22 protein-coding genes are annotated in these 26,172 nt (G+C 42.1%); 12 read left to right on the top strand and 10 right to left on the bottom strand.

Annotation, left to right across the window (positions count from 1 at the left end; genetic code table 11):
* Nucleotides 1-92 precede the first annotated feature (92 nt).
* The gene (locus N480_RS11760) at nucleotides 93-344 is read left to right on the top strand and encodes a YdcH family protein (RefSeq protein WP_063372698.1); all 252 of its coding nucleotides are present in this window, start codon (nucleotides 93-95) and stop codon (nucleotides 342-344) included.
* A gap of 98 nt (nucleotides 345-442) precedes the next feature.
* On the opposite strand, the gene N480_RS11765 is transcribed toward N480_RS11760, so the two are convergent.
* The 3 genes from N480_RS11765 to N480_RS11775 all read right to left on the bottom strand — a co-directional run bounded on the left by N480_RS11765 (nucleotide 443) and on the right by N480_RS11775 (nucleotide 2,837).
* Nucleotides 443-847: a hypothetical protein gene (locus tag N480_RS11765; protein ID WP_141685345.1), complete on the bottom strand. Its 405-nt coding sequence runs from the start codon at nucleotides 845-847 to the stop codon at nucleotides 443-445.
* Between the two features lie 95 nt (nucleotides 848-942).
* Complete coding sequence (locus N480_RS11770) at nucleotides 943-2,280, bottom strand: NAD(P)/FAD-dependent oxidoreductase (RefSeq protein WP_063372699.1); 1,338 nt, start codon at nucleotides 2,278-2,280, stop codon at nucleotides 943-945.
* The gene (locus N480_RS11775; protein WP_063372700.1) at nucleotides 2,277-2,837 is read right to left on the bottom strand and encodes a GNAT family N-acetyltransferase; all 561 of its coding nucleotides are present in this window, start codon (nucleotides 2,835-2,837) and stop codon (nucleotides 2,277-2,279) included. The genes N480_RS11770 and N480_RS11775 overlap by 4 nt, the downstream gene beginning before the upstream one ends.
* A gap of 295 nt (nucleotides 2,838-3,132) precedes the next feature.
* Here N480_RS11775 and N480_RS11780 point away from each other — a divergent pair, with 295 nt between their 5' ends.
* The gene (locus N480_RS11780; protein ID WP_081225336.1) at nucleotides 3,133-4,557 is read left to right on the top strand and encodes a chitinase; all 1,425 of its coding nucleotides are present in this window, start codon (nucleotides 3,133-3,135) and stop codon (nucleotides 4,555-4,557) included.
* A 43-nt stretch (nucleotides 4,558-4,600) separates the two neighbouring features.
* Here the strand turns inward: N480_RS11780 and N480_RS11785 are convergent, their stop codons facing one another.
* Both N480_RS11785 and N480_RS11790 read right to left on the bottom strand, forming a co-directional pair.
* Nucleotides 4,601-5,956 (bottom strand): hypothetical protein, encoded by a 1,356-nt coding sequence (locus N480_RS11785; RefSeq protein WP_063372701.1) that lies wholly within the window; start codon nucleotides 5,954-5,956, stop codon nucleotides 4,601-4,603.
* Nucleotides 5,957-6,118: 162 nt separating this feature from the next.
* A complete protein-coding gene (locus N480_RS11790) occupies nucleotides 6,119-7,501 on the bottom strand; it encodes an FG-GAP repeat domain-containing protein (protein ID WP_081231841.1) in 1,383 nt (460 codons plus the stop codon).
* 301 nt (nucleotides 7,502-7,802) lie between these two features.
* Here N480_RS11790 and N480_RS11795 point away from each other — a divergent pair, with 301 nt between their 5' ends.
* Both N480_RS11795 and N480_RS11800 read left to right on the top strand, forming a co-directional pair.
* On the top strand, nucleotides 7,803-9,029 hold the full coding sequence (locus N480_RS11795) for an RsmB/NOP family class I SAM-dependent RNA methyltransferase (protein WP_081231842.1): 1,227 nt from the start codon (nucleotides 7,803-7,805) through the stop codon (nucleotides 9,027-9,029).
* A gap of 111 nt (nucleotides 9,030-9,140) precedes the next feature.
* Nucleotides 9,141-9,392, top strand: a complete 252-nt coding sequence (locus N480_RS11800; protein ID WP_063372702.1) for a DUF2999 family protein — start codon at nucleotides 9,141-9,143, stop codon at nucleotides 9,390-9,392.
* A 113-nt stretch (nucleotides 9,393-9,505) separates the two neighbouring features.
* On the opposite strand, the gene N480_RS11805 is transcribed toward N480_RS11800, so the two are convergent.
* From N480_RS11805 to udk, 4 genes are all read right to left on the bottom strand, one after another.
* Nucleotides 9,506-10,945, bottom strand: coding sequence for a patatin-like phospholipase family protein (locus tag N480_RS11805; protein WP_063372703.1), 1,440 nt, complete (start codon nucleotides 10,943-10,945; stop codon nucleotides 9,506-9,508).
* A 395-nt stretch (nucleotides 10,946-11,340) separates the two neighbouring features.
* Nucleotides 11,341-14,373, bottom strand: coding sequence for a TonB-dependent receptor plug domain-containing protein (locus tag N480_RS11810; RefSeq protein WP_063372704.1), 3,033 nt, complete (start codon nucleotides 14,371-14,373; stop codon nucleotides 11,341-11,343).
* 385 nt (nucleotides 14,374-14,758) lie between these two features.
* Entirely contained in the window at nucleotides 14,759-15,982 is a 1,224-nt protein-coding gene (locus N480_RS11815) for a NupC/NupG family nucleoside CNT transporter (RefSeq protein ID WP_063372705.1), read from the bottom strand.
* Nucleotides 15,983-15,999: 17 nt separating this feature from the next.
* Nucleotides 16,000-16,629, bottom strand: coding sequence for a uridine kinase (gene udk, locus N480_RS11820; RefSeq protein WP_063372706.1), 630 nt, complete (start codon nucleotides 16,627-16,629; stop codon nucleotides 16,000-16,002).
* 311 nt (nucleotides 16,630-16,940) lie between these two features.
* Between udk and N480_RS11825 the strand changes: the two genes are divergently transcribed.
* The 6 genes from N480_RS11825 (at nucleotide 16,941) to N480_RS11850 (ending at nucleotide 22,579) form a co-directional block, all read left to right on the top strand.
* Nucleotides 16,941-18,155: a phosphopentomutase gene (locus N480_RS11825; RefSeq protein ID WP_063372707.1), complete on the top strand. Its 1,215-nt coding sequence runs from the start codon at nucleotides 16,941-16,943 to the stop codon at nucleotides 18,153-18,155.
* 17 nt (nucleotides 18,156-18,172) lie between these two features.
* Nucleotides 18,173-18,874: a purine-nucleoside phosphorylase gene (deoD, locus tag N480_RS11830; protein WP_063372708.1), complete on the top strand. Its 702-nt coding sequence runs from the start codon at nucleotides 18,173-18,175 to the stop codon at nucleotides 18,872-18,874.
* Nucleotides 18,875-19,309: 435 nt separating this feature from the next.
* On the top strand, nucleotides 19,310-20,320 hold the full coding sequence (locus N480_RS11835) for a hypothetical protein (protein ID WP_063372709.1): 1,011 nt from the start codon (nucleotides 19,310-19,312) through the stop codon (nucleotides 20,318-20,320).
* Between the two features lie 54 nt (nucleotides 20,321-20,374).
* The gene (locus N480_RS11840) at nucleotides 20,375-21,115 is read left to right on the top strand and encodes a ferredoxin--NADP reductase (protein WP_063372710.1); all 741 of its coding nucleotides are present in this window, start codon (nucleotides 20,375-20,377) and stop codon (nucleotides 21,113-21,115) included.
* A gap of 81 nt (nucleotides 21,116-21,196) precedes the next feature.
* Nucleotides 21,197-21,655 carry a nuclear transport factor 2 family protein gene (locus tag N480_RS11845; protein WP_063372711.1) on the top strand — a complete coding sequence of 153 codons (459 nt, stop codon included), beginning with the start codon at nucleotides 21,197-21,199 and terminating at the stop codon, nucleotides 21,653-21,655.
* Nucleotides 21,656-21,910: 255 nt separating this feature from the next.
* A complete protein-coding gene (locus tag N480_RS11850) occupies nucleotides 21,911-22,579 on the top strand; it encodes a substrate-binding periplasmic protein (protein WP_063372712.1) in 669 nt (222 codons plus the stop codon).
* A gap of 57 nt (nucleotides 22,580-22,636) precedes the next feature.
* Here N480_RS11850 and N480_RS11855 read toward each other — a convergent pair whose 3' ends face one another.
* Nucleotides 22,637-22,864 (bottom strand): hypothetical protein, encoded by a 228-nt coding sequence (locus tag N480_RS11855; RefSeq protein WP_063372713.1) that lies wholly within the window; start codon nucleotides 22,862-22,864, stop codon nucleotides 22,637-22,639.
* Between the two features lie 328 nt (nucleotides 22,865-23,192).
* Between N480_RS11855 and N480_RS11860 the strand changes: the two genes are divergently transcribed.
* Complete coding sequence (locus tag N480_RS11860) at nucleotides 23,193-25,745, top strand: reprolysin-like metallopeptidase (protein ID WP_063372714.1); 2,553 nt, start codon at nucleotides 23,193-23,195, stop codon at nucleotides 25,743-25,745.
* Nucleotides 25,742-26,116 carry a hypothetical protein gene (locus N480_RS11865; protein WP_155732828.1) on the top strand — a complete coding sequence of 125 codons (375 nt, stop codon included), beginning with the start codon at nucleotides 25,742-25,744 and terminating at the stop codon, nucleotides 26,114-26,116. The genes N480_RS11860 and N480_RS11865 overlap by 4 nt, the downstream gene beginning before the upstream one ends.
* Nucleotides 26,117-26,172 lie beyond the last annotated feature (56 nt).

Here is a 26,172-nt window from a genome sequence, read left to right on the forward strand (position 1 = left end):
GGTGTGGTGTATAACTGATGTAGATCAAGGATGATTTTTGTTCATTGATAATAATGAGAGTAGACCAATAAATAACTCATAAGGACCTGCCAATGAGCATTGAAAAGCACGACTTATTACATGAATTCCCAGACCATCATCACACCATTCGTCACCTAAAAATGAATGACACACACTTTGCTAAGTTGTTTAATAAGTACAATGAGCTAGATAAGGAAGTACGCCGTATTGAAGATGGTGTTGAAAATACAACAGACGAGTATCTAGATACTAAAAAGATGGAGCGTGTACATCTAAAAGATGAGCTATTTGGGTTGATCAAAAAAACAGAGTCAGCGATTTAGACTTTATTAAACAGTCGCTTTTAACGAACATCCTACGCTTAAGTGTTGTTGTAAAAAAAGCCCACTAAGTGGGTGGGCTTAAAGTAAGTGCTGGTATATTACTGGCACTTAATAGTTGCATATAGTTGGTAGCACTGATTCTTGCTGCCAGTGCTTTTATAAACCCAAGACTTTCCGTACCAGTCGTAGTTAGCGTAAGATGACTCATCTTCACCACATTTAATAGTGCTACCACTTACTTCTTGATTGTGGCCACGTTCTTCACAAAACTGGTTACCGTTAGTTGGACCAACGAAGAAGCTTTGTAAACGACCATTAACCCATACACGCGGGCTGTAATAAGTAACAACACCAGAAGCAAACACTCCTTGGTTAGCAGCGATAGTTACTTCAGCCTTTTCAAAAGCAACTGAGCCATTGTCTACATTTTCAAGATTTATTGTTTGTGCAGAAGCAACGCTCGATAGGCCAGCTAGTAGACCCAAAACAATCATTTTGTTCATTTCTTTTCCTTAGTTAGTAGTTGTTTCAAGTCCATTTAACGTGAGCAATGTTGAAGATTAATGTACCTTTTGTGTATTTTTTGTTCGCTTTGGGTTTAGTTAAGCTGATCTTTCAAAATAGCCAAATTATAAAATCCGAATTGACCTAACCTACTCAATGTCGCAAAAGGAAACTTTGGTGCAGGTCTTTGATAGATAGGTAAATCAGGCACAGCCTGGTCACAAACCATTTGCGCTAACCGATAGGCTGCTTGTGCACTATAGGCAACGCCAGAGCCACAGTAACCAATCGCGTAAGCGATATTGTTTTCACAAAATATGTGTGGATGATCGTCTAAGGCAGCGGCAATGTACCCATGCCAATGGTGCTCACATGTTGTTTGCGATAATCCTGGAAAGCTCTTGTTTAAAGCTGCTATTAAATGCATCCGATACTTTGCTTTATCTTGGTCTTTACCAAACACAGCACCTCGTCCGCCAAATAGCAGGCGGTTATCAGGTAATAATCGGTAGTAGTATTTTAGCGTGCGAGTGTCCATCATGACTTGGTGAGTTTTTAGGCCTGTTGTTTGTAGTTCGCTTTGAGTCAACGGGCGAGTAACTAATATGCTGCTTAAGATTGGTAAATAGCGATTATCAACAACGGGGTCTGTTTGTTTACTATTATAGGCATTACCAGCGATGATAATTTTACTTGCCGTTAATTGTGTCTCATTGACTTTAAGTTGATAGACCGAGCCGTGTTTACTGAGCTGCTGTGCTAAGCTTTGCTCGAAAAGATCGACACCAGCTTGCTGTACTAACTTTTTATAAGCGAGCAGTAATTTAAGCGGGTTCAGTCCAAATCCATGTTCTGTTTTGACTGCCCCAAAACTGTCCGGCATATCAATGTATGTTTCGCGCAATTCATCTTTTGAAATCAAAGAGAGGCTGGTATCTTTCATTACTTTACGGCTGTACTCAAACCCATTTTTGAGCATTGCGAGTGCATTTTCTGAATGTGCAATTTTTAAATAGCCATTTGACTGACGGTCACAATCAATTTGATTGCTTTCAATCAACTCATGAACGCGTGTTACTGCGTTATTATATTCTTGATAAACTTGTTGCGCGGTGCCTTCTCCCCACTTTTTGCTCATTTGTAGGACGCCCAAACGGCCGGAAGATGGTAAAGCGAAGCCTGCGTTTCTAGCACTGGCCCCAAAACCTACTTGGTTTGCTTCTACAACACACACCTTTTTGTTGAACTGTGTCGCGAGATAAAAAGCGCTCAATAAACCTGTAAAGCCTCCGCCAATGACAATAACATCATAGGTTTGATCTTTTTGTGGGGGAGGTGTTGGCATGCCCAGTTGCGCTGTAGTGGCCCAATAACTCGGTGCAAATGCCTCGCCTTGGCAGTTGGGTGCGTATAGCGGATCGTAAATACTCATGACAGCGTTAATACCATTTCAGCGGCTTGGCAGTGACAATCATTGCCACATATAGGGCACTCATAACCTTCATTTATACAGTTTTCTAGCCACCTGTCTTCGTGAAGCTTAACTAACACGCCTCCTGCCTTAGAAAAGTATTTCACGGCTCCATTTCCTGGGCTTTGTTTCCACAGGTGCGCTATTCCAGCCTTCGCACCTTGCTGTTTTAATATACGTATCGAAGCGCTCAAAAGCTTTGGGCCAATTCCACTTCCCTGTGCGTCTGGATGTATTGCAATGCATTTGAAATAAGCCATCTCAGCACGATTAACAGGCCACTTTTCGGGGGTACACCATTTGTCAATTGGCCATTGGCCTGCGCTGTAAGTGAGCCTGAAGCCTATCACTTGCGCCTCTTCATTCACTGCAACAAAAGAGGCGTTCAGTCCGCTTTTGAGACCCATCTTATAAAATTTTTTCAGTTTGTCTTTGTCTAGATAATTTTCGCCGTGTACCAAATTTCCTAACTGAATTACTTGGGAAAAATGTTGTGCTTCTAATTGCTCAATTTTCATGACGGTAGTTTGTTCTTTTTATTAATAATATTTCCTTATTTTGCAGTACAAATGGCAGGAATCAAGTTTCCATTTGTATAAAAATTAGGTAAATCACATTGACAGCGATGTCAATGTGTAATATTTGTTAAATTGATGATTTTTGATATTCATCAATTTAACAGCCAATAAGCAACCGCAAATTGGTAACTGAAAACGATAAAAATTGACTTTCAAATTCAATAATTTCAACAACATGTAAAGGTAAATTATGAATAATTCAAATGCTAAGGTAGGCAAGTTTGCTAGGCTCGCGATGCTTTGCGCGCCTGTATTGTGTGCAAGCACCTTTGTTCAAGCTATGAACGTGCAGCCTGATCCAAATAATCCAAATGGCTATCTTGTTTCTCGCGCTGACCTAAATGCGGCCGAACAAGCTCTAACGTCTGACCCTATGTATGCAATTTGGTCAAAAGCGCTCGAAACACGCAGCAATACGATTGTAGAAGCTATTGTGCCTGGTGCCGCATCTAATCCTGAGAATGTAAAACGTGTAGAGCGTGTGTTTGGCCAGGCCCAATGGGACTTCTTAACGCAAATGGCTGCACCAGAGTATACTTACACTCGCTTCTTACGTGCTATTGGTAAATTCCCTGCATTTTGTGGCACTTATACGGATGGGCGTAATTCAGACGCAATTTGTAAAAAGTCTATCGTGACTGCATTTGCTCATTTTGCTCAGGAAACCGGTGGCCATATCTCTAAGGACAACACTTCAGACAATCCAAACGGCTTAGAAGAATGGCAACAAGCATTGGTTCATGTTCGAGAAATGGGATGGTCAGAAGGTCAAGGAGGTTATCGCACTGGATGTGGCCAAAATGACTGGCAAAACCGTCGCTGGCCATGTGGGGCTGGACAAGGGTATTTTGGCCGAGGTGCGAAGCAGCTGTCATATCATTTTAACTATGGCATGTTTTCAGAAGTGATGTTTGACGGTGATGCGACTGTACTGCTGAATGATCCTGGTCGAGTCGCTGATTCTTGGCTTAACTTAGCATCGGCTATATGGTTCTTTTTAACACCTCAAGCACCAAAGCCTGCAATGCTACATGTAATAGATAGAACATGGGTCCCTTCTCAAGTAGAACTTAATGCAGGAATTGGCTACGGCTTTGGTACTACGATTAATGTAATTAATGGCGGTATTGAGTGTGGTGAGCACAATCGATATAAAGGGCAGCCCGTAAACCGTATTAGATACTGGGAAGGGTTATCGCACTATTACAACATACCTATCGAAACAGACGAAGAAAACACATGTTGGCAGCAAACACCGTTTGGTAGCCTTAATCTAGATGGCGCCAATGGCGTACTGTATACAAACTGGGAAGCAAACTGGGCGCATTATTCTGACAGGCCAGGAGGACATTCGTTTGAATGTAAACTGGTCGGTTATCAAACTGCATACTCTGCTTTGGTACCTGGGGATTATGAAAAGTGCGTCACCAATTTTTATCAATCTCATACAGGCTGGCCAAGTGTAACTGCCGTAGATACTCTACCGCCGGTTGATGACAAACCGCCTGTAGGAGGCGTCAAAGCTTGGAGCGCCACTAAGGTTTACTTAAAAGGTGACAAAGCCAGTCATGAAGGCCGTATATATGAAGCTAAGTGGTGGACGAAAGGTAATACGCCAAGTCCGACTAATTCAAATGGCCCTTGGAAGTTAATGCCTTAATAATATTAGGGGGAAACCAACAGGTTTCCCCCTAATTTAGTTTTTAAAGCTCTTTAGCAATTATTGAATAAATTGCCGCGCCATCATATAGTTTTGACTCTACACGCTTTTCAAAGCTCTCTTGGCCTTGTAGCATGATCTCTCTCATATCTTCAAAGTTCAGTTCAGAATTCAGGGCAAACAATGTCACATCTAGAGAAATACTCAAAGGTGTAACGCTATCTTCAGGGACAATGTCTCCAAACATTAAGTTAGGTATTGTGTCATCACCATCTGTAATAAACTGCCATTTTGCCGTGCCTTGCTGTGCGTCTTCCCAGTCTAAAGTAAAGTTAACGGCGTTAATCCTGTCATCTGCATCACTAAAGTTAATCACCGCAACATCGGTGCTGCTTTCATCAGCCATTGACTCAGCCAACCTTAGATAACCGCGAGCGAGTGACTCATCATCGGCAATATGAGATGCAATCGCAACTTTACCTTCATTGTCTACCCTATTGATCGCATAAGAGTTTGTTGTCACTGAAACGCCAAACCCATTCGATTCATCAATTCTAGACGTCGACAGGTAATTTACGGTGTTAAGGTCTTTGAATATAACAAGCGCATTTTGGTCTTTATAAGACGCGTGATTATAGCGCGCTTCATTGACGTGTTCGTTGTACACGCTTATGTTACCAGCATACGCAGACAATGATATCAGCTCTCTTGGTTCAAAGGTGTGGTCACCAAAATCTATTATTGTCCCTTCAGCTGTAAACTGCGCATCTGAAAGGGCAATTGTGGCGGGCTTGGAAGTATCAAAAATGGCACCTTTGCGCGTATCTTCATATCGAGTAAATAATAATTGTTGCTGATCTTCTACACACAGACTGGTTTCGTCGTTTGCCTGGCCAAGAAGTATCGGCTCTACACTCGCACCATAAAGTTCAGAATCTGGTGTCTCAGCGCGCAGCGTCTCTAGATTGTAATTAATCGCATTACAGCCGCAATCATCGTAATTCTTAAAGACCAAGGCATCTACTTCAAAACCATTGCTAATATTTAATACGGACTGTATCTGCAGGTACTTGTCGCCTTTATCATCAACGGACCTGTACACAAAAGAAGCATGCTGAGCATCGGAAGGGATTGTGGATTCTAGCGTTCCATCAGCTTGCGTTTGTGCGCTGGATATAAACTCTCCATTGGCTCTGTGAAATACAACATCAGCGACAATGGGTGAATTACCGCATGTATTTTGTTGGAGTGCTTTTAATGAGAGCGTTGAAAAGACGATAGGAGTGGGATCCGGCCTATCAATAGTTGGTGGCGTTTCACTGTTATTGCCGCCACCACATCCTGTTAAAGACAGCGCAGCAGCTGTGGCCAAAAATAATCCGTTGTATTTTAACTTCATGGTACAGTTCCTTTCGTAGTAATTAATTTCCCAAATTGGAACCATACATGAAGTTGGATTATTTTTGAACATAAATCAGATGTTTATAAAAAATAACATATAATCTGAACTTATAAGAGCCAAATCTAACTCGCAAAATTTGGCCCGAGCTCTCTGTGCTATTTAATTTAAGAGTGTTTCAAGCCGCACATGCCCAGCATCATCAGCATACTTGAATATAAAATCTTCTTTTCCGTTACCGTCGATGTCTACTAAGACGATATCATTGGCATTTTCGGGGAGTTTTTTGTTGATTTTCTTGCGCTCTGCTTTGAGCAAATTTTCACTCGCACCGTAGTAAATATTGAGTGTCTTATCTCCTGATTTGAAGACAATGTCGTGTTTTTTGTCGCCATTGAGGTCGCCAGTATAAAAGGGGATCCCACGCATAGAGCGTTTCATGTCTATTTCTAATTCCACTTCTTTTTCTGTGCTTGGCTTTTTTGCAAACAGAGTATGTGGATGCTGTTTAAAAAAGTGCATTTCCACATCAACATCAGCCTTACCTCCACCGAGTGCCATCGCAGCAATTGTAGTGAGCCCAATATCGACACTGAGTGTTTGTAAATCGAGTAAACCGTCTCCGTCAAAATCATGCTCTATTCGCATTCCTCCCGCACCAATAGTGTGTGGTAGCTTGATTGCTCCTGAATTAAACCCTTTTGGTTGACCTAAATACAGGTCATAATCAATTTTGGCTTCTAGCCCTGAAATCCCCTCCGTAATTGGGCGGGTTCTAGTAATAAGATCTAAATGACCATCTTTATTAATATCAAGTAGTTCATGGGTTGTACGTATAGCATTATTGTCTGTTTTACCGAAAGAAGTAGGTAGGTAAATATGCTCTACCTCATTGTTGAAGCCCGTCTTGTTTGCATAGAGGACCGAAATATTCTCACGAGTTCGAAATACCAGATCAAGCTTACCATCTTGGTCAAAGTCATGAACGGTTGGGAGGGAGTTGAAGTTTGTGCTTACTTCCATTCTATCGCTGTAATTATGAGATCTGAGAGGCAGTAAGTATTTAAAGTGATGTCTGTTAAATGTACCGTCAGACTGCTGAATATACAATTCACTGTGTGTAAACCCAGGAAGATAAATATCACTTAGGCCATCGTTGTTTGCATCCAACATAAAATCAATTTTTTTGAAGTCGTCTACTTGTAAGCGGGTTAGTAAACTCTCTGAATTGACAATGCGTGTCGCATCTTTATGCGTAGCGAGATAAACACCTTTGTCATCAATAATAAAAGCCTGCACATTTTGATGGCCTGCAATACGACCAAAATGAAACCCTTTAGAACTTTTATTCGCTTGGATCACCGTCGATTGGCCATTGTTCAATTCAATACGCTCTAATTGCTTGGCGTCTTTATTTAATGCAAACACAATTTCTGAGTCTGTAAGTTGTAAAGGGCTTTTAGTTTTTAGCTTTAAAGACATAGGGGACGCATGTAACTGGCCGGCGATGATAAAGCTAACTGCAAGTAGCAATTTTGATTTCATGGATAAGTTCCTCAAAATCCTGTTGATTTTATATTGGTTTATTCTCTAAGTTGAGATGCCACAAACTTGCTAATTGGCGCACGACGTTTGAGGTAATTTCCTCGTGATGTGGGCCAAAGAGCCAAGCTAGCTCAACTTATCTATTTATTGTTTCACCCATGCTATGGGAGGAAGGGAATACGCTCAATGTTGAGGATGTAAATTTTTGTGATTTAATCCGGTCAAATATAGGTCATTAAGTGGTGTCATATAGTGAAAAGCGCTACAATTCGCGCCTTAAATTTGTAAAGAGAGAACATCCGTGACTGTGACCCGCCAATTGCTAGATTGCTTGCATACAGCATTCTTACAAGCAGTAACTTTAGAGCAATACGCTGATAAAGTCATTCAACAACATTTGGCTGCCAATGGCGGTTGGACAATAGAACAAAGAGCATATTTTGTTACAACTCTATACAACCTCATTCGTTTTAGCCGAAAACTATGCTGGATAACTGGACATAAAATGCGTCTAGATGCCCTCGAAGAATGTACTTTAGAAGAAAGTTGGCATTTTTGGGGAGCCTATATGTTTTTACAAACAGGGCAGATACCTGATTATCCTGAATTGGAATCGCTTCAAGCGAGCGAACTGCAACAAGCACTTGATGACGCACCACAAGACATCCAATTGAGTATGCCGGTGTGGTTGCATGAAAGAGCAAAACAAGAGTTGGGTGATGACTGGCCTACAGTCGCTCATGCACTGAATCACAGTGCAAGCAACTTTATTCGCGTAAATAGCTTAAAGGCTGATAACAACACAGTTGCAAAATCACTGTCAAAACAGGGCATCTCAACGTCACCGGTAGAGGCGATTACTGATGCGCTGGAAGTGCAGCAAATGGGTTACTTATTCCGCACAGATGCATTTCAGACTGGGCTTTTCGAAATGCAAGATGCCGGCTCTCAACAAATTGCCCCACTGCTTGAATTAAAGCCCGGTATGAAGGTAGTGGATGCTTGCGCAGGTGCTGGTGGCAAGAGTTTGCACATAGCTGCACTGCTCCAAAACAAGGGGCGAGTGTTATCTTTAGATATTCATCAACACAAATTAGATACTTTAAAAAAGCGGGCTAAACGTGCAGGTGCACATGTTATCGAAACTCGATTGATTCAAAATAGTAAAACCATCAAAAGGCAAAAAGAGAAATTTGATAGAGTGTTACTGGATGTTCCTTGTTCTGGTACGGGGGTGCTGCGCCGAAACCCTGATGCGAAGTGGCATTTGAGCGAGCAAAGTGTGGATGACCTAATTGTACTACAGCAAGATATTTTGCAGCGTTATAGCCAAATGTGTCGTATTGGTGGAAAGTTAGTTTACGCTACTTGCTCTATTTTTCCGTCAGAAAACGAACTGCAAGTGCAGCGATTTTTAGCAAACAATCCAAACTGGTCTCTGGAGCAAGAGGTAAGTTTATTACCTGGCATCAGTTCTGAATTTGATGGGTTCTACGGTGCCGTTTTAGTGAAAAATAATGCTGAATAATTAATAGGTCTTGAAGTTAAAGCGCTAAGTCCCAATAACTACAGCATCATATATAGTTGATTGAGTGCAGTACGAAATACTGACTCATTATAGGAACGAAAAGGTTTAAACATGAATCCAATTATTGCTTTGTTAAAAGAGCACAATATTTCTGACGAGAAAATTAAGGAAGTTTTCCAAGCCCTTACAGAAAACCCCCTTATGGCTATGGCCACAGTGCAACAATTAGCTATTCCACCTGAGAAGTTGCAGCAACTAATGGGGCTTGTGATGCAAAACCCACAGCTAATTAAAGAAGCTGTTACCGAGCTCGGCTTGGACTATTCTAAAGTGGAAGAAGCAAAAGCGCAGCTTAATAAGTAATATGCGTTATTTTAGCTGTCAGGTTGATGTGGGTTAACTCCATAAACCTGACAGTGTTTTGGCTGCTTTGAACTGAGTTTACGGTGAACTACTTAAATCAAGTTGCTCATCAGCTATTTATATATGGCGGCATGGATTTTATCCGCATTAACCCTAACGACAAATCGCCCTAGTTGTTCTAATAATGTGAAGTAGTAGTCGTCAAATTTATAGGTGGTTTTTCCAATTAGGCCTGATCTATAAAAATTATTTACGGCGCAATCTTGGCTCCAATGCTTTGATCTAAGTTCAGCTGTGTCTAAATAGGTCCCGTCTACCGCGAAACAATTAACATAGTTTTTAGCATGCTCTTGAAGAATATCTAGTCCCTCTAGTAACCCCAGCTTTTGAACTCGACTGAGTTGCTCATTTGTCAGGGCTGCACCATAAAAGTCCAATACAATAGGCATAATCCCCATCGCTTTTGCGGTCATGTTAAAAAGGCGATTGAATGAAGACGTTTTGCTGGGAAAGCCCGCCTTAGTCAGTGAACCAAACCCAAGGCTAAAATTCCAAGGGTCACTATTATTGGTGAATGGGATCTCGGTATCAGCGTTCGAATCAATGACAATCAGTGTTTTGTTATTTGTGCTAGGCGCAGAGTTAAGGATTTCGAGTGCACTTTGAAATCCATAGTTATCATAAACCCCGCCATCGACTAGCACCAGATCACTTAAGTTGTTTTTTCCACGGCTGCAAAAAGAAGATTTAAATAGTATCGGGTCATTGCAGATATTTGTTGCCGCAGAACTATAGTGAAATCCGGGCACACTTCCGCTCATCGCGACAGCATAAGAAATTGGCAGTAAATTGCCTTGTTTTGTTACACGATGAGTCTCACCTCGACCACATGCGTAAAAATCAGAAACGTGGTAGTAATTGATATGCTTTGGAGAAGGGATAAATGGTGATTGATTAGCTTCAATTGTCGTGTTGATAAACAAGTAGGGGAGCTGTGGTGAGTTTGTGTTCGTATTCGTGTTTATTTGTCCAATCTTTATACCGGTTGTAATGTGCTTTTCGATACCTCGTGTTAAACATGAATCATTTTCCGACGAGAATTTGAGAAATTTTTTTTCGATGTCTGGGAGCCGCTCATTTAAACTATATTTTGCAGTGCCGGATTGAATTCTGTCTGCTAAATAGGAAGCAGCGCCCCAACCGCCCCCCGAAACTGTAGAAAAGTAATCTATTTCCATAACCGCATTGTTATCATTAGGTGCCGTTGTCCATCGCCCAAGGTATTCGAGCTCCGCCAGTACGCCGAGTGAAAATGCAGCTGCTCTTGCTCCACCGCCAGAAATAGAGACCATGATTTCTTTATCACGCATTTTCTGCAACGCACGTTTAGACTGTGGTGAATAGTCTTTCAAGCTGATAGTCGGAACATCACGAATGAAGTTTACAGCATGTTGATCTAGTGTCTCAAAATGCGTGGGGTACGGAACAGAGCGAATATTAGAACATGCGCTCAGAAAAATGGTTACAAATAGTGTAATTGCGAGTTTACTCATAAAAATTCCTTCTCCTAGAATAGGGGCAGCCACTAGAGTATGTTTATTTTGGTCGGTGCTAGTGACGGATTGCAGTTATTCTTGTATTTATCACGTTTTTTATTGGTATTTTAAATATTGAGTCGATTTATGTCTGAAAATAAAATCGGTCATATACATATATTTATACAAGACCCCATTAAACAAAACTAGCAATCTCATCAGGAAATGTTTAAGTGGTTTACTAACATTCGAATTTAGTGGAATGAATGGAGTGAAGCGAACACTCACGTGGAATAGGGAGCGCTCAAGGTTTATGTTTTATTGCGAGCTGTCTCACTGAGAGGGCATATTGTACGTGATGTAAATCAAGCCAACTTTAAGCTGGCTTGATGATGTAGGCTCAGTTGGCCTTATTAGAAGGTGTATTGTGCCCCTACGAATGCAAATCGGCCCAAGCCACCCCCATATGCGCTGTTATAATTACCGGGACCAAAGATGATAAACGGGCCACGTTCATCAAACAGGTTTCTCACTCCACCGTAGAGGCGTAGCTCACTGTCATTACTCATTGGCATGGTGTACGACATACTCAGTCCATGAGTCGTTACTGAAGGCAGGTCACCTCCCCAAAGTGACTCTGGGTTTGCGATGCAAGTATCGGCTTGCGTGGCACAACGTTCTTGGTTTTCAGCCATCGCGTCTAGCCACTTTTCGTAATCATCTTTGTCACGTTTTATAGAGCCTTTGTACTGTGTACTCCAGCGAACGCGCCAGCCATTTTTACGCCAAGTAAGTGACGCTGAGCCCTTGTCTTCGAAAACATCTCTATCTAAGAAGCCTTCTTCAAAATCTTCAAATTGACCGTCTGGCCCAGTCGATTTTATCGAGTACTCAATGACGTGGCCCCAATCCAACTTAAATGTTAAGTCACCATATTCACCAATGTTATAGTCATATTGCAGGGCAATATCATAGCCTTTAGTACGTATTTCATCGGTATTGATCAAACGTTGTTGAACCTCGACAATTTGACCTTCTTCGTCACGACGTATGTCATTACAAAATTCGTTGCTACTACCGTATGCGATGGCCGAGTTGTAACAGAAAGTGATGATGTCATCGTTAGAAAGTGCTGTAATGGCATCTTCTATCTGTATGTCGTAGTAATCAATGGCGACTCTAAGACCCGGTATAAACTCTGGTGCAAGAGAAACCCCTAGTGTGTAGGTGTCTGCAGTTTCTTCATGCAATTCAGAATTACCTGTGTTAGGCGAATAGCTGCTATTTTCATCCTCAAACACACCTTCTGCGGCAATGGTTGCCAGTATGCCCGCTTCTTGTCGGCAATTGTCATGGCCTGGATTATTTGAAGTAGCTGTTACCCCATCGCAAAAGTCACTGAATGTATTGTAGTCTCCTCGTGGAGGTGACATTAACTCAGTGATGGTTGGAGCGCGCATTGCTCTTGCCCAGTTAGCTCTAATTGAGTATCCCTCAATTGGCTCGTAGATGAAACCAGCCTTGTAACTTTGGATCATTCCGGTTGTAGACCAGCTGTAATCAGCAAGTCGGGCTGAAAATTCAGCACTTAAATGTTTTGCAAAAGGGGCGTTGTTTAATAGCGGAACCGATACCTCTGCAAAAGCCTCGTATACGCTGACATCACCCGAGAAATTTGGGACGTAGTTAAATGTGATACCACCTTGTGGCACATTGGTTGCGACACTTTGTTCATCCTTTCTATACTCAAAGCCAAATGCCGACGCGATTGGGCCCGCAGGTAACGTATATAAATCACCAGTAAGTACAGCTGCAAATGTTGTTTGTTTTATATCAGTATTTATTTGCGCATTGACTCTCAGGTAGTCGGCAGCTTCTGGCGTGATTGACCCTTCTCCAAACAGGTTGAGTGGCACACAGCCTGCTGCGCGAGCTGTAGCATCTTTACAGCGAATGGTACCATCGTCAAGCTGCTCAGCATTCAGTGCGTATTTAGCGTGAGCAACGATAATTTCATTGGTACGGGTTTGTTTTTGCGTAAACTTGCCATAACCAAGCGACACATCCCATTCCCAATCTTCCCACACATACCCTCTTAGCCCTGTCCAAGATCTAATTGTGGTACGGTCATTACTATTGACGATATTACCCACTTCTTGAAAGAGGCGGTCCCACTTTACGCCGCGTTCACTGGCTTGAGCACGAATTGCCTCTGGCATATATGGGTTATCGTACGGGATTCTGCCCATACAATCTGAGCCAAATTGATCATTTTGTGGGTTATAAGTGACGATAGGATCGCATTCATCTTCGCTTTCAGGCGACTTTGGGTTTGTTGAGTCATTTTGGCTGAGATGAAATTGGAAATAAGCTTGAGTGCCGGACTCAAATTCAAACTCGGTTTTGAGGGCTGCGCTGAGGGCTTTGTCTGGTACTTTTAGCATTGTAAATTGATTGAAATGGATACCGTGCTTTTCTTCTTGCCAGTCATCTCGTAAGGTTGTGCCATCATACCAAAAGCCAGCATTCGGCCTAAAGCTACTCGCTTCGTCAAATACACCCCCAGGTATTGAATCGCTCAACGATCGCCAATCTGATTGCTCAATGTCTCGCATACACTGAAATGCGGTCTTGTTCTGCTCATCATATATGGCCGTGAGCATAGTGTTACACATGCGCTTTTCGTCATAGTCCCAGTAATCTTGTTGCTGCGCGCGGTCTCGGTCCCAGTACTCTAAGCCAAATTGTTCATCATAAGAGGCGCTGACGAACAAGTAGCCTCGGCCATCTGCGTAACTGGTACCAAAATCAGCGTCAAATGTGAGCTCTCGACCACCGCCTTCGGTACTTTCACCAGTTCTCACATTAAATGATGCGCCCTCTTTATCTTGTTGGGTGATGATGTTTACAACACCGGAAATGGCGTCAGAGCCATATGCTGCAGATGCACCGCCAGTGATGATTTCAACCCTTTGAACCATGCCCGTTGGAATGGTAGAGAGGCTGACATAATTACCTGAATAACTATTAGAAACAACGCGGCGTCCATCAATTAAAGTGAGTGTGCGGTTTATTCCAAGTTCTCTTAGATCTACCGTTGATAGGCCGGTGTTTTGTACACTGCTTTGCGAGTTACTGTTGCTTGACCCTTCTCCAATCTGTGGCATTTGATCGACGAGGATTTCTGATAGTGAACCTAAACCTGCATCGCTTAATGCGTCTTTAGAAAGTGTTGCAATAGGGGTTGCAACAGAAAAGCTGTCTCGCTTAATGCGAGATCCGGTTACAACTATACGTTCCGCTTTTTCGCTTTCTTCGGTTGTGGGGGCTGATGCATTGGAGTCTTCAATTTGAGTGCGGCTTATATCTTCGTTGGCAAACCCTGAACCGCTCAATATTGCGGCTACGGATATGGCAAGCAAACTGCGCTTGTTGCTTAGTGACACTGAACTTTCCTTAATTAGTTTTATTGGTTTTGGAAACAATCAAATAGAGGGGGTGAGAATGAATAATGTTCTCTTGTTTCTATTTCTTCCCTTTTGATTAATGCAATGATATTTCTTTGTGTATCAAATGTAAATTAAAATGAAGTTGTGACCTTGTTGTTTCATAAAGGTTGGTCCAGTTGTATGGGAATGGAAAATTGATTATCAATAGGACTGTATACCAAGAGGAAATAGGAAATTGTGGGGGGGTATTTCATGGTGTTAGAAACGATAAAAGGGCCATAAAGGCCCTTTGGTGAAGTATCGTTCAAGTTAGTATGGCTACCCTAACCCCTTAAGGTAACCAACCAATTGTTTTGCAAAAGCGGCATATCTCGTTAAGTTTCTAAGCTAGCGAGAGGAAAAAACCTGCTATTGCTGCGCTCATTAGGTTAGCCATTGACCCTGCTAAAACCGCCCTGAGCCCTAAGCGTGCGATATCCTTTCGACGACTAGGGGCCATACCGCCTAGTCCACCTAGTAAAATTGCAATCGATGACAGGTTAGCAAATCCACATAACGCAAATGTGACAATTGCTTGAGTATGAGGACTTAACCCATCTCGATAATTCATAAAGTCCAAGTAAGCAACGAATTCGTTGACTACTAATTTTTGGCCAATAAAGCTACCAGCCGTTGTGGCTTCTGCCCATGGTACACCAATCATCCAAGCGACAGGTGCAAAGACATAACCTAAAATCTCTTGCAGCGTTAGGTCTGGGTGATTAAACCAGCTACCAATACCGCCTAACAAGCCATTCATCAGCGCGATTAGTGCGACAAATGCCAAAAGCATTGCACCTACATTCAGTGCTAAATGCATACCGCTTGATGCGCCAGCTGCTGCTGCATCAATTACGTTTACAGGCTTGTCTTCGCCGCTGTCTACTTCGGCTAAATTCTCTTTTGTCTTCTCAGTTTCTGGCACAATCATTTTTGCCATCAAGAAGCCACCAGGTGCCGCCATAAAGCTCGCCGCGATCAAATATTTCAGATCGACACCAATTGCTACATATCCAGCCATTACAGAGCCTGCAACAGTGGCTAGACCGCCCACCATAACCGCAAATAACTCTGATTGTGTCATTTTTGGAATAAACGGTTTCACTATTAAAGGCGCTTCTGTTTGACCAACGAATATATTCGCAGTCGCAGACAAAGACTCTGGTCGTGACGTTTTAAGTAGCTTTTGTAATCCACCACCTAAAATTTTAATTATCCATTCCATGATTCCCAGATGATATAAAACACCTACCAACGCTGAGAAAAATACAATGACAGGTAAAACCTGAATTGCAAATATGAATCCGATGGACTCTTGAGCAGCCAGAGGGCCAAATAAAAAGCTAATACCGTCATTGGCATAACCAATCACTGACGACACGGCTGATGACATCGCAGCCAGTGCGTTTTTACCCGCTTCTATAAATAATACAAAGCCGCCAATGACGACCTGCATAAGGAATGCGATTCCCACAGTTCTTTTATTAATTGCGCTGCGGTTCGTTGAAGCCGCGAAAGCAATACCTAGTAGCATCATCATGCCGACTAGGCTCATTATTGTTGTCATGCCAAAATGTTCCCGTTTTATTCTTGCAGCAAATATTTTATTTTACTTTTAATAATATCAATCGCAACGCGATTCATACCGCCACGGGTCACGACCAAGTCGGCATTGTGCTTCGATGGTTCGATAAACTGGTAAAACATCGGTCTTACCGTTGCCTGATATTGCTCTACAACAGAAGATATACTTCTGCCTCTATGCTCGATATCACGCTGCATACGGCGTAATAAACAAATATCAAGTGGGGTATCAATAAATACCTTTATATCAAATTCTTCTATTAATGCTGGGTCGCTTAACAGTAAAATCCCTTCGACAATTAAAATTTTTGCCGGGTTTACCGTGCGTGTCTCACTACTGCGTGTATGTTGAGCATAATCATAAGTTGGAACTTGTACCGATTTACCTAGACGCAACTGTCCAAGGTGCTCTTTCATCAACGCATGCTCAAACGCATCCGGATGGTCATAATTGGTTTGAGTTCTGTGCTCAAACGGCAAATGCGATTGATCTTTATAGTAAGCGTCTTCTTCTATAACGGCAATAGCACCTGATTCAAGTTCATTTACTAATTCATTATATATTGTTTGACTAAAAAGAGACTTACCGGACGCAGAAGCGCCAGCTATGGCTATAATTGTTCGTGTCACTAAAGTTCACACCCAGCTATTGTTAACGTTGGAAGATCACAATAGCAAAAAAGACACGATTAATCTCTTTTGCCTCGCTTAAGGATCAAATTTAAATGTTTTAGGACTCTCAAAACAGGACTTATGTCCTCTGGTATAACCAGATTTTTATTTTAGGTAAAATAGGTACGGTGATTATTATATTACTGTTTTGTGACAGCGGACTAATGTCCTGTACGATATATTTAGGTAGCAATAAAGTAACGTCCTCTGGGAGCTTAAATGCTTTATAAAAACAAAATATGGCCCAGACAAAAGATGAGAGGTGATATATGGCAAGAGCAATTATTTTAATGGCAGATAGCCTTGGTGTTGGTGCAGCGCCAGATGCTGATAAATTTGGTGATGTAGGCGCCAATACACTTGCTCATCTTTTAAAAGCTTATAAAGAGGAAAAAGGTGAAGCGTTAGCAATCCCGAATCTTAGCAAGCTAGGTCTAGTCGATGCATGTGAAGCGGCAGGGGGAGAACCTTGCTTAGTTTCTGAGCGACAGCAGCCTAATGCGGCTTGGGGTTATGCTAAAGAGCTTTCGAGCGGAAAAGACACGCCTTCAGGTCATTGGGAAATGGCGGGTGTACCGGTGTTATTTGACTGGGGCTATTTTCCAAATACGCAACCTTGTTTCCCACAAGAATTTATTGATGAGCTGTGTAAAAGAGCTGAAATCCCTGGAATTTTAGGGAACTGTTACGGTTCGGGCACAGTAATTCTAGAACAGCTGGGTGAAGAGCATGTCAAAACGGGCAAGCCAATTTGTTACACCTCAGTTGATAGCGTCTTTCAAATAGCCGCTCATGAGCAATCATTTGGCCTTGAAAAGCTTTATCAAGTATGTGAAATCGCACGGGCACTGCTTGATGAAATGAACATAGGTAGAGTGATTGCGCGGCCGTTTATAGGCACTTCGAGTGCCGACTTTATTCGTACAGGAAATCGACGTGATTATTCTGTATTACCACCAGCACCTACTGTACTAGATAAGCTAGCAGGTAACGGTGGTGAGGTGATCAGCATTGGTAAAATTGCAGACATTTATGCGCACCAAGGCATTACCCAAAAACATAAGGCTCCAGGTTTGATGAACTTGCTAAATAAAACCAGCGAAGTGATTGAGTCAGCACCTGATAACAGCCTGATATTTACTAACTTAGTAGATTTTGACGAAAAATTTGGTCACCGTCGCAATGCTGTTGGCTACGCTGAAGCGCTGGCTGAGTTTGATGCATACTTACCAATAATTTTAGGTAAGCTACAAGACGACGATTTGTTGATTATTACAGCGGACCATGGATGCGACCCAACTGCACCTGGTACCGATCATACACGAGAATATGTGCCAGTGTTGGCATACCGTAATGGAATGAACAATACTCCATTAGGTGAAAGAAACAGCTTCGCAGATATTGGTCAAACCCTTGCCCAGTGGTTTAACCTTGAAGCATTAGAATATGGTGACGGCTTTGCCGACAAGTTGGTTACAGCTTAAGTTAAAGGAAACATGTTATGAGTACTCCGCATATTAATGCAAACCCAGGTGATTTTGCTGAAACGGTATTGATGCCGGGTGATCCACTACGTGCAAAGTATATTGCTGAGAACTTTTTAGAAGACGCTCGACAAGTTACAGATGTTCGTAACATGTTTGGATTCACGGGAACATACAATGGCAAGCCTGTAAGTATCATGGGTTCAGGTATGGGTATCCCATCAATGTCTATTTACGCTCGCGAGCTTATTGTAAGCTTTGGGGTTAAAAACCTAATTCGTATTGGTACGTGTGGCGGTATCAGTCAAGATACTAAGATCCGCGACGTTATTTTCGCTCAGGGTGCAAGCACCGATTCAAATGTAAACAGAGCGCGTGTTCGTGGGTACGACTACGCAGCAATTGCAGATTTTGGATTGCTTGAAAATGGCGTAAACGCAGCACGAAAACTTGGTATTGAAGCAAAGGTTGGTAACGTGTTCACAACGGATACCTTTTACCAAGCCGATGGTGAGTTTTATAACGAACTAGATAAATTAGGTGTATTGGCTGTTGATATGGAAACAGCGGGTATGTACGGTGTTGCTGCTGAATACGGCGCAAAAGCAATGGCATTGTTCACGGTAAGTGATCACGTAATCACTGGTGAAGCAACACCACCTGAAGAGCGTCAGAGCACGTTTAACGAAATGGTTAAAATCGCGCTTGAATCGATTTAAATTTTAAACAGTACTGTTAGTGCTGTTACAACAGTTCCTTGGTAACGTAATCGCAGAGTTTTGGAGACACGCCTAAAACAAAGCGAATCACACCCAAAAAGCCGCACGTAGTGCGGCTTTTTTTTATCTTCTGATCTGTCCTAAATAACGTTGATACTATTTCGCAACCTCACGGTCGTGCCGACGACATATCTTCTAGGCAGTCGACTCGGAAATTTCTTTGCTGAGATACGACGTTAAAATAACACCTAATAGAGCTTAATAAGGTAGCAGCTTTTCGCTTTGCAGGTATCTCACTGAGGCTGTCTCGTCTACTGTATTCTGTATTTGCACAAAGTTGAGCCAATTGTTGTATAAATTTGTATTCTGGATCCGCGGTTTTTCTGGGTGTACTATGTTTTAAAATAAGCACAGGCTGTAAAGAGTAAAGTAGGTATGATTCGAAAAATGTGTATCAATACAGTGGTTGCGATAATGCTGCTGAGTCAAACCTATGCTGCGGCTGGCAGTAAACCTGTTGCTGATGATATAAAGTACCTTGCACGTAACAAGCCTGATGAGGCAATAAAAGAGTTCGAAAAAATTGCCAAGCGGCTATTAGACCAAGACAACACCGAAACGATCTTGATATACAAAGATGTACTCGTTGCTGCAAGCAGCACAAAAAATATGCCACTTGTTGAGCAAATGGTAAAGTTACTCTCTGCACCGCGTCTTGCCCCCTACATCACACCATACTTATTCGTGGTAACAAATGCCATCGGCGTAGCATACCGAAGAAATGGTCAGTTTGATGAGGCAATTTCTGCATACAAATGTACGTTTAAGTATGCATTTAACGACATTGATAAAATGACAGTAAAAGTCAATTTGGCCATTGCCTATCGCATGAAACAGCAACCTGCAATTAGCTTTCAACTGTTGCAAAGCATTGACGAAGCAATTCTCAATGGTAATCGTAAAGCTGGATTATTGGTAGTAAAAGGAAACACAGCCGTCGTACTTGGCAAGGCGGTAGATGCAGTCAAATTTTTCAGTGAAGCGCGCAATTATTATTTGAAGGTTCAGCATAAAAGAAGCGCCGCGAGGGTGACCGTGAATCTGCTAGGCGCAGCGCTTATTTCGAGGAAACTCGATATTTTTGATCACTACCGCACGAAATTAGCAGAGCTGCCTGATAATTATTTACCAGATAGCGATTTGGCGTACCTAGCGTGGTTAGACTTAATGCATGAGAGTGTCGTCAAAAATACGATGGCAGCTGATGTTATCAGCTACACCATTCAGCATGTGCCGAAGCTCATAGAGTATGGGTATGTTGAGCATGTTTCGCAGTTACTTGAGAGCCTTGATGCGGGAGATTTAGTGCCCAAAAGAACCGTATTTTTACCACCCGAAACTAAACTAAAAAGCGGGTTAGCAAGCACTTGGTGCCAAGATCTTTGACAAGCTTTGATTCTATGCCATTGTTTTAGTATATGCATTTTTTATGGTGCGACTATGTCGAATTGGGTAGAAGGAAAAGTTGTTGAAATTAATTGGTGGACACCGAGTTTATTTAGCCTCAAAGTCGCCGCTGATATCGAGCCATTTTTTGCTGGACAATTTACTAAGTTAGGCCTTGAGATAAATAATAGAAAAGTGGCCAGAGCATATTCATTTGTTAATGCTCCTGCAGACCCATTGTTAGAATTCTTTTTAATAGAAGTGGATAAAGGGGCGCTTTCAAGTCATCTTGCGCAGTTAGGGGAAGGCGACAATATATGGGTTAACACTAAACCGAGCGGATTCTTTGTACTTGATGAGGTCCCAAAAGCAAACACGCTCTGGATGTTGTCGACGGGTACAGCCATTGGGCCATTTTTATCGATACTGGCTGATGGTAAACTATGGCGAGATTACGATCGCGTGGTGTTGGTTCATGGCGTAAGGCACAATACCGACCTTTGTTATCAGGACCAAATTAAAGCAACGGAAAAGTTGTTCCCGCAATTCAAATATGTACAGCTCGTAAGTAGAGAAACGCCAGAAAATGGTCTTCACGGACGTATTACCCATGTTTTGAGCAATGGTGAATTACTGTCATACTGCAATATAGGTGAGTTCGCACAAGATCACCACTTTATGCTGTGTGGCAACCCAGCGATGGTGAAAGATACAACAGCATTATTGTTGGAAATGGGATTTAAAAAACATCGCAGAGCCGAAGCAGGGCACATTACAGTAGAGCAATACTGGTAATTTAAGGCCTTAGTTTGTTCACTGTATAAAAATGTCTAAACTTGCTATAATTCCCGTCGAATGTACCAAAATGGGGGAATTATGAGGTACTTATTGTCAATTATCTTGCTGTTTTTTTCTTGTATCGTAGCAGCAAACCCTGCTTTTGAAGGAACGGCTAGTCAATATAATCTGGAAAAGTCTGATGAAGAAAAAGCCGCTGAAGCTGTCGTAGATGCGTTAATTTCTGCTTATAACAGGCAAGATATTAGGAAGTTCATCTCCTTGTACGACGAAAATGTCGAGTTTTATATTTACCCACAAACGCTTATGTTTAAAGGGAAAAAGCAACTCATTAAACGCTATGGGCTGATGTTTGAGAAAATGCATTGTCTCAAAGCGACCTCTATAAAACGTATTACCAATGGCAATATCGTTATTGATCACGAAACTTCGGAAATATGTTCTGAAAAACCAGATGTAGTGGACAAGCGTTCTGAGTTTGTAACTAGTTATCAGGTTGAAAATGGGAAAATTCAAAAAGTGGTATTTTTTCGCTAATGTGACTGGGGTGACCTAGTAAAGATGGGATCTCAATTTAAAGGTACAAGGATGATAAATCATACTGCTTTTACATTTTTGTACTTTTACTTTTAACGATTCACACTAAGCGTCTATCCTAATATTTATAGGGTAATAGCCTTAATTAGGGTGCAGTGTGAAGCGGAATTGTTGGGAGGTCTAAACGTGTTTAGCATACCGACACGGTTAGTTATATTGTGTTGCTGTTTGTCCGTAAGTGGGTTGAGCGGTGCCATGCCGAAGCTTCAAGTGGTGACTGAGGAATGGGTGCCCTATAACTATGCAAATGAGCAAGGAGTTATTGTCGGCCGTGCTACAAAAAAGGTAAGAGAAGTTTTAGACGCAGCAGGGGTAGAGTACGACATTAACCTATACCCATGGGCACGTTCTATGAAGCTTGCCAAAACGCAGCCTAATACCATGATTTATTCAATATATAGAAATGCAGATCGTGAAAAGCAGTTTGAATGGGCATGCCCATTAATGCGCCCAGTCCGTCAATACCTATTCAAATTAAAGAGCCGCACAGATATACAAGTTGCATCGATAGAAGACGCAAAAAATTATGTTATTTCTGTGGTTCGTGGCAGTGTTGTCCATGAATTTCTTGTAAATCAAGGTTTTGAGGCTGGGGTGAACTTAGATATCACCGCAGACCCTAGTGCTTCTCAAAAAAAGTTGGTAGCGGGTCGTATCGACTTTTTATTGACGACAGAGTATACAATGTATGAGCGCTTGAAATTGATGGGGGTAGACTATAGTCAAGTTGATCCTGTGATAGAGGTGCGAAACTCATCTGATAGACGTGCTTGCATGGCCTTTCATTTAGACACAGATAGAACGCTCATTAATAAAGTTAAAAGAGCGCTCGCTGATCACAATAAAATGTTTGTCGGGCCATAGAACGCCATTAAGGCTTCAATAAAGTAGCAATGACGCTCTTAAATCTAGCTGATTTAGCTACCAAGGCTTTAGGCTGCTTCTATCTCTTTTAGGTTTGTCGACGAGGTATTTATCGAATAAACGCTTTCCATTTTCATGCTCCACTGGCGAAGCCTTCGTACCTGGATTTACTATGAAGGCGAATATTGCCATCAGTGCGGTGTATAAAAACTCCCCTTCTATCAAGTAAATTAGTGACAGAGTTGTCATTGCGATACAACTTATCCATCTTATTAAAAATATCATTGCGTTTCCCTTTGCAAAGTTAATGGACTGCACTCTAGAGTTTTTGCTTGATGGTTTCAAGAGGTCTGATGAGTTTTTGTACACTATTACAAGTTGTTACATGTTTAGCTTACACATTTTGTAAGAAATATCTCACGGAAGTCATACTTTTGAAATACAGCCTATCTAGCTTTAAAAGTGTGGGTAAAAAGCGGTCTGATCTCGTGGGGTTTGATCGATGTTGCACTGCTTTATCAAATGCGCGTTTTTAAATATAAGGCTATTTTCAGGCAATTGGTCTTAATATGACTATGCTGTAATAATTGAGTGCAGATAATTGGTGACTGTCATGGTAAAGTCTGTTGCTGTTTTTGTCTTGTTTTTTATGGTTACTTGTCTTGCCCAAAGTGAAGAAACTTTGTGGTCATTTCAATATAACAAATCAGCGAAAGTAAGCGATGTTGGCAGTGTTCGCGCGCATTTAAATGCTGAGCGCCTGTCAGAGTCTTTAGCTTCCCAAAGCATATTTCTTGATATACCCAGCCCTGAAGGCACATTACTGCGTTTTAGACTAACACCTTACTCGGTGATGCCAAAAGAATTACAAAGTCGATTTCCTAGCATTAAAACGTATCTAGGCCAGCAAATTGATAATCCAAGTGTTAATGGCGTATTTGATTATTCCCCTAATGGTTTTTTTGGTGTGTATGAGCGCGTAGGGCGCACAATATATATTGACCCAACTACCAGCTCGGGTGAAATCGAACAGTATCGAGTGTATTACAAAAGTGCGCTGGCAAAACCTTTAAACGAGAGACAACATACTTTCCATGAACCTATAAAGCACGAGAGCCTTCAGGGGCAACGTGCTGTATTGAGTGTGACTCCCCGCTTTTCAACACCACTTACCGATGATCTGAAATACCGTTTAGCTATTACGGCGACAGGTGAATACAGTCAGTTTCATGGTGGAACTAAATCAACAGTGATGGCTGCCTTGGTGACATTGGTAAATAGAATTAATCAGGTTTATTTACGAGATTTGTCCACGTCATTTGAACTGGTTGCAAATAATGATGACCTTATTTTTCTAGATCCGAATACGGATCCGTTCGTGAACGATGATACAGACATAGATGAACTTACCACGGTTATTGATGGTGCTATTGGTGCACAAGCCTATGATATTGGCCACCTCGTAGGAACCGGAGGGGGTGGCTTGGCTGGCTTTGGGGTTGCGTGCAGTAGTGCCAAAGCTGAAGGGGTAACAGGCAACCCACAACCAATTAACGACGCATTTTACATCGATTATGTCGCCCATGAAATTGGCCACCAACTTGGGGCTGATCATACCTATAACGGGCTAGCGGGCGCTTGTGCAGGCAATCGCGTTGATTCTGCTGCATTTGAACCTGGCAGCGGGTCCACGATTATGGCTTATACCGGGATCTGTGAATCACAAAACTTACAGACTAATTCAGATCCGTATTTCCACGTACATTCTCTTGAGCAAATGGCTGCTTTTACTCGTCAAGGAGGTGGCAGCACTTGTGGTACTCGCACAGCGAAAACAAACCAAGCGCCTGTGGTCAATGCTGGCGCTGATTTTACGATACCGGCACGAACGCCGTTTACACTTGCAGGCAGCGCGACAGATAGTGATGGAGATACGCTGAGTTTCAGCTGGCAACAAACTGATTTAGGCAATGCAACAAGCAGTGCGCAGGATGATGCAACAGACAGTGGTAGTGGCCCTCTATTTAGAGTGTTCAACCCTGTAGAGAGTGGGTTGAGAACGTTTCCAAAACTTGCTGACGTTTTATCCGGTCAATCTAGTTATGGTGAGGCACTGCCAACAACGACTCGAACACTGTCTTTTAAGCTACTAGTGAGAGATAGCGAAGGCAATATTGCTGATGATGCAACCTTAATTAATGTGATTGGTAATCAGCAAGGGTTTTCAGTGACTGAGCCCCGAGCAGATACGCAATGGGCTCTGGGTCAACAAACGGTGCAATGGGATACCGCGGGTACTCACAATGCGCCAATTTCATGCCAACAGGTTGATATCTTGCTGTCACTAGATGGCGGAGCTTCGTTTCCTACAATTGTTGCTGACAATGTGCCAAATGATGGAGAGCAGGTTATTACATTGGCACAATTAGCCAGTTCGTCTCAGGGAAAGTTGAAGATAGAGTGCGTAAACAACATTTTCTTCGCGATGAGTAGTGGTTTAATTTCGATTAATGGGTCAAGTGAACCCATTGCACCAGATATTACAGCACAACAAACACTGGAAGTGGCAGAAGACAGTAGTATCACGCTTTCAGTAAATAACTTTAATTATGCCGGTGGGTTTAATGCCGAATCACTCACTATTCGAGCTGGTGAAAATTACACGTTTACGGGACTTGAAGTCAGGCCAGAGGACAATTTTAATGGCGTGTTATCAGTCCCTTTGACTGCCACTCGTGGGGCTTTGACCAGTAGTGTCTTTAATGCGCAAATTACTGTTACGGCAGTAAATGATGCACCACAAGCTGCAAATGACACGTTTAACGTCATACAAGACAGTGATAACAATCTGTTGAACGTGTTGTCTAATGACAGTGACGTGGATGGTGATGCTTTAGCAATTGGTAGTATCAGCTATCAGGGTAATGGCAATGTGTTTGTGTCTAATAATCAAATCTCTTACACACCTGCTCAGGGGTTTATTGGGGCAGAGCAGCTAACGTATGTGTTACGCGACTCAAATGATGCTGAGTCAACAGCACAGGTATCTATTACGGTTTCAACGCCACCGTCAAGTTCAGGTGGATCTTCAGGTAACTTATACTACCTGTTAGGACTCTTACTATGCTTTTTCGCAGTTAGATGTAACGCGGGGGTAAAAACATGAGAGTACTTCTTCTATTGTGGGTTTGGTTTGTTGGAGGCTGCATTGCTGAGCAGCGGAAAATGGATAGTACTGATACGGTGCAAAAAGAGATGAATAATGATGTAGATGAAGCTATAAACCGAGCTGTAAAGCAACAGGACTATCGTTTGTATTTAACTCAAGGCAGGCGCCCTGTGTTACCAGGTTTAGAGCAGACATCAGTTGAGATGATAAAAGGGCGTTGTGGGACAAAGTACCTCTCTGAAACAGGAGATGTGATTAGAGGAGAAGATGCTAAACGAGCGCGTATTTCTCGGTATAATTTTGCTAAAGCATATAACGTTCAAATGTACGAGGTATGTAAAAAGTTACAAAAAGACAATGAGTTGTGAGGTGGGGTAATCAAGAAGGCCACTAAAAACTCTGTTTTTACCTTGCAGCTTAAATA

Source organism: Pseudoalteromonas luteoviolacea S2607, assembly GCF_001625575.1.
Taxonomy (GTDB): domain Bacteria; phylum Pseudomonadota; class Gammaproteobacteria; order Enterobacterales; family Alteromonadaceae; genus Pseudoalteromonas; species Pseudoalteromonas luteoviolacea_E.

What these genes read in the sequence shown, in the direction of transcription:
- N480_RS11825 (WP_063372707.1), top strand. Translation starts at nt 16,941, where the DNA reads ATGGCAAGAGCAATTATTTTAATGGCAGATAGCCTTGGTGTTGGTGCA.
- deoD (WP_063372708.1), top strand. Translation starts at nt 18,173, where the DNA reads ATGAGTACTCCGCATATTAATGCAAACCCAGGTGATTTTGCTGAAACG.
- N480_RS11840 (WP_063372710.1), top strand. Translation starts at nt 20,375, where the DNA reads ATGTCGAATTGGGTAGAAGGAAAAGTTGTTGAAATTAATTGGTGGACA.
- N480_RS11845 (WP_063372711.1), top strand. Translation starts at nt 21,197, where the DNA reads ATGAGGTACTTATTGTCAATTATCTTGCTGTTTTTTTCTTGTATCGTA.
- N480_RS11850 (WP_063372712.1), top strand. Translation starts at nt 21,911, where the DNA reads ATGCCGAAGCTTCAAGTGGTGACTGAGGAATGGGTGCCCTATAACTAT.
- N480_RS11780 (WP_081225336.1), top strand. Translation starts at nt 3,133, where the DNA reads ATGCTTTGCGCGCCTGTATTGTGTGCAAGCACCTTTGTTCAAGCTATG.
- N480_RS11760 (WP_063372698.1), top strand. Translation starts at nt 93, where the DNA reads ATGAGCATTGAAAAGCACGACTTATTACATGAATTCCCAGACCATCAT.
- N480_RS11765 (WP_141685345.1), bottom strand. Translation starts at nt 847, where the DNA reads ATGAACAAAATGATTGTTTTGGGTCTACTAGCTGGCCTATCGAGCGTT.
- N480_RS11805 (WP_063372703.1), bottom strand. Translation starts at nt 10,945, where the DNA reads ATGAGTAAACTCGCAATTACACTATTTGTAACCATTTTTCTGAGCGCA.
- N480_RS11770 (WP_063372699.1), bottom strand. Translation starts at nt 2,280, where the DNA reads ATGAGTATTTACGATCCGCTATACGCACCCAACTGCCAAGGCGAGGCA.
- N480_RS11815 (WP_063372705.1), bottom strand. Translation starts at nt 15,982, where the DNA reads ATGACAACAATAATGAGCCTAGTCGGCATGATGATGCTACTAGGTATT.
- N480_RS11790 (WP_081231841.1), bottom strand. Translation starts at nt 7,501, where the DNA reads ATGAAATCAAAATTGCTACTTGCAGTTAGCTTTATCATCGCCGGCCAG.
- N480_RS11855 (WP_063372713.1), bottom strand. Translation starts at nt 22,864, where the DNA reads ATGATATTTTTAATAAGATGGATAAGTTGTATCGCAATGACAACTCTG.
- N480_RS11835 (WP_063372709.1), top strand. Translation starts at nt 19,310, where the DNA reads ATGATTCGAAAAATGTGTATCAATACAGTGGTTGCGATAATGCTGCTG.
- N480_RS11785 (WP_063372701.1), bottom strand. Translation starts at nt 5,956, where the DNA reads ATGAAGTTAAAATACAACGGATTATTTTTGGCCACAGCTGCTGCGCTG.
- N480_RS11800 (WP_063372702.1), top strand. Translation starts at nt 9,141, where the DNA reads ATGAATCCAATTATTGCTTTGTTAAAAGAGCACAATATTTCTGACGAG.
- N480_RS11860 (WP_063372714.1), top strand. Translation starts at nt 23,193, where the DNA reads ATGGTAAAGTCTGTTGCTGTTTTTGTCTTGTTTTTTATGGTTACTTGT.
- N480_RS11775 (WP_063372700.1), bottom strand. Translation starts at nt 2,837, where the DNA reads ATGAAAATTGAGCAATTAGAAGCACAACATTTTTCCCAAGTAATTCAG.
- N480_RS11865 (WP_155732828.1), top strand. Translation starts at nt 25,742, where the DNA reads ATGAGAGTACTTCTTCTATTGTGGGTTTGGTTTGTTGGAGGCTGCATT.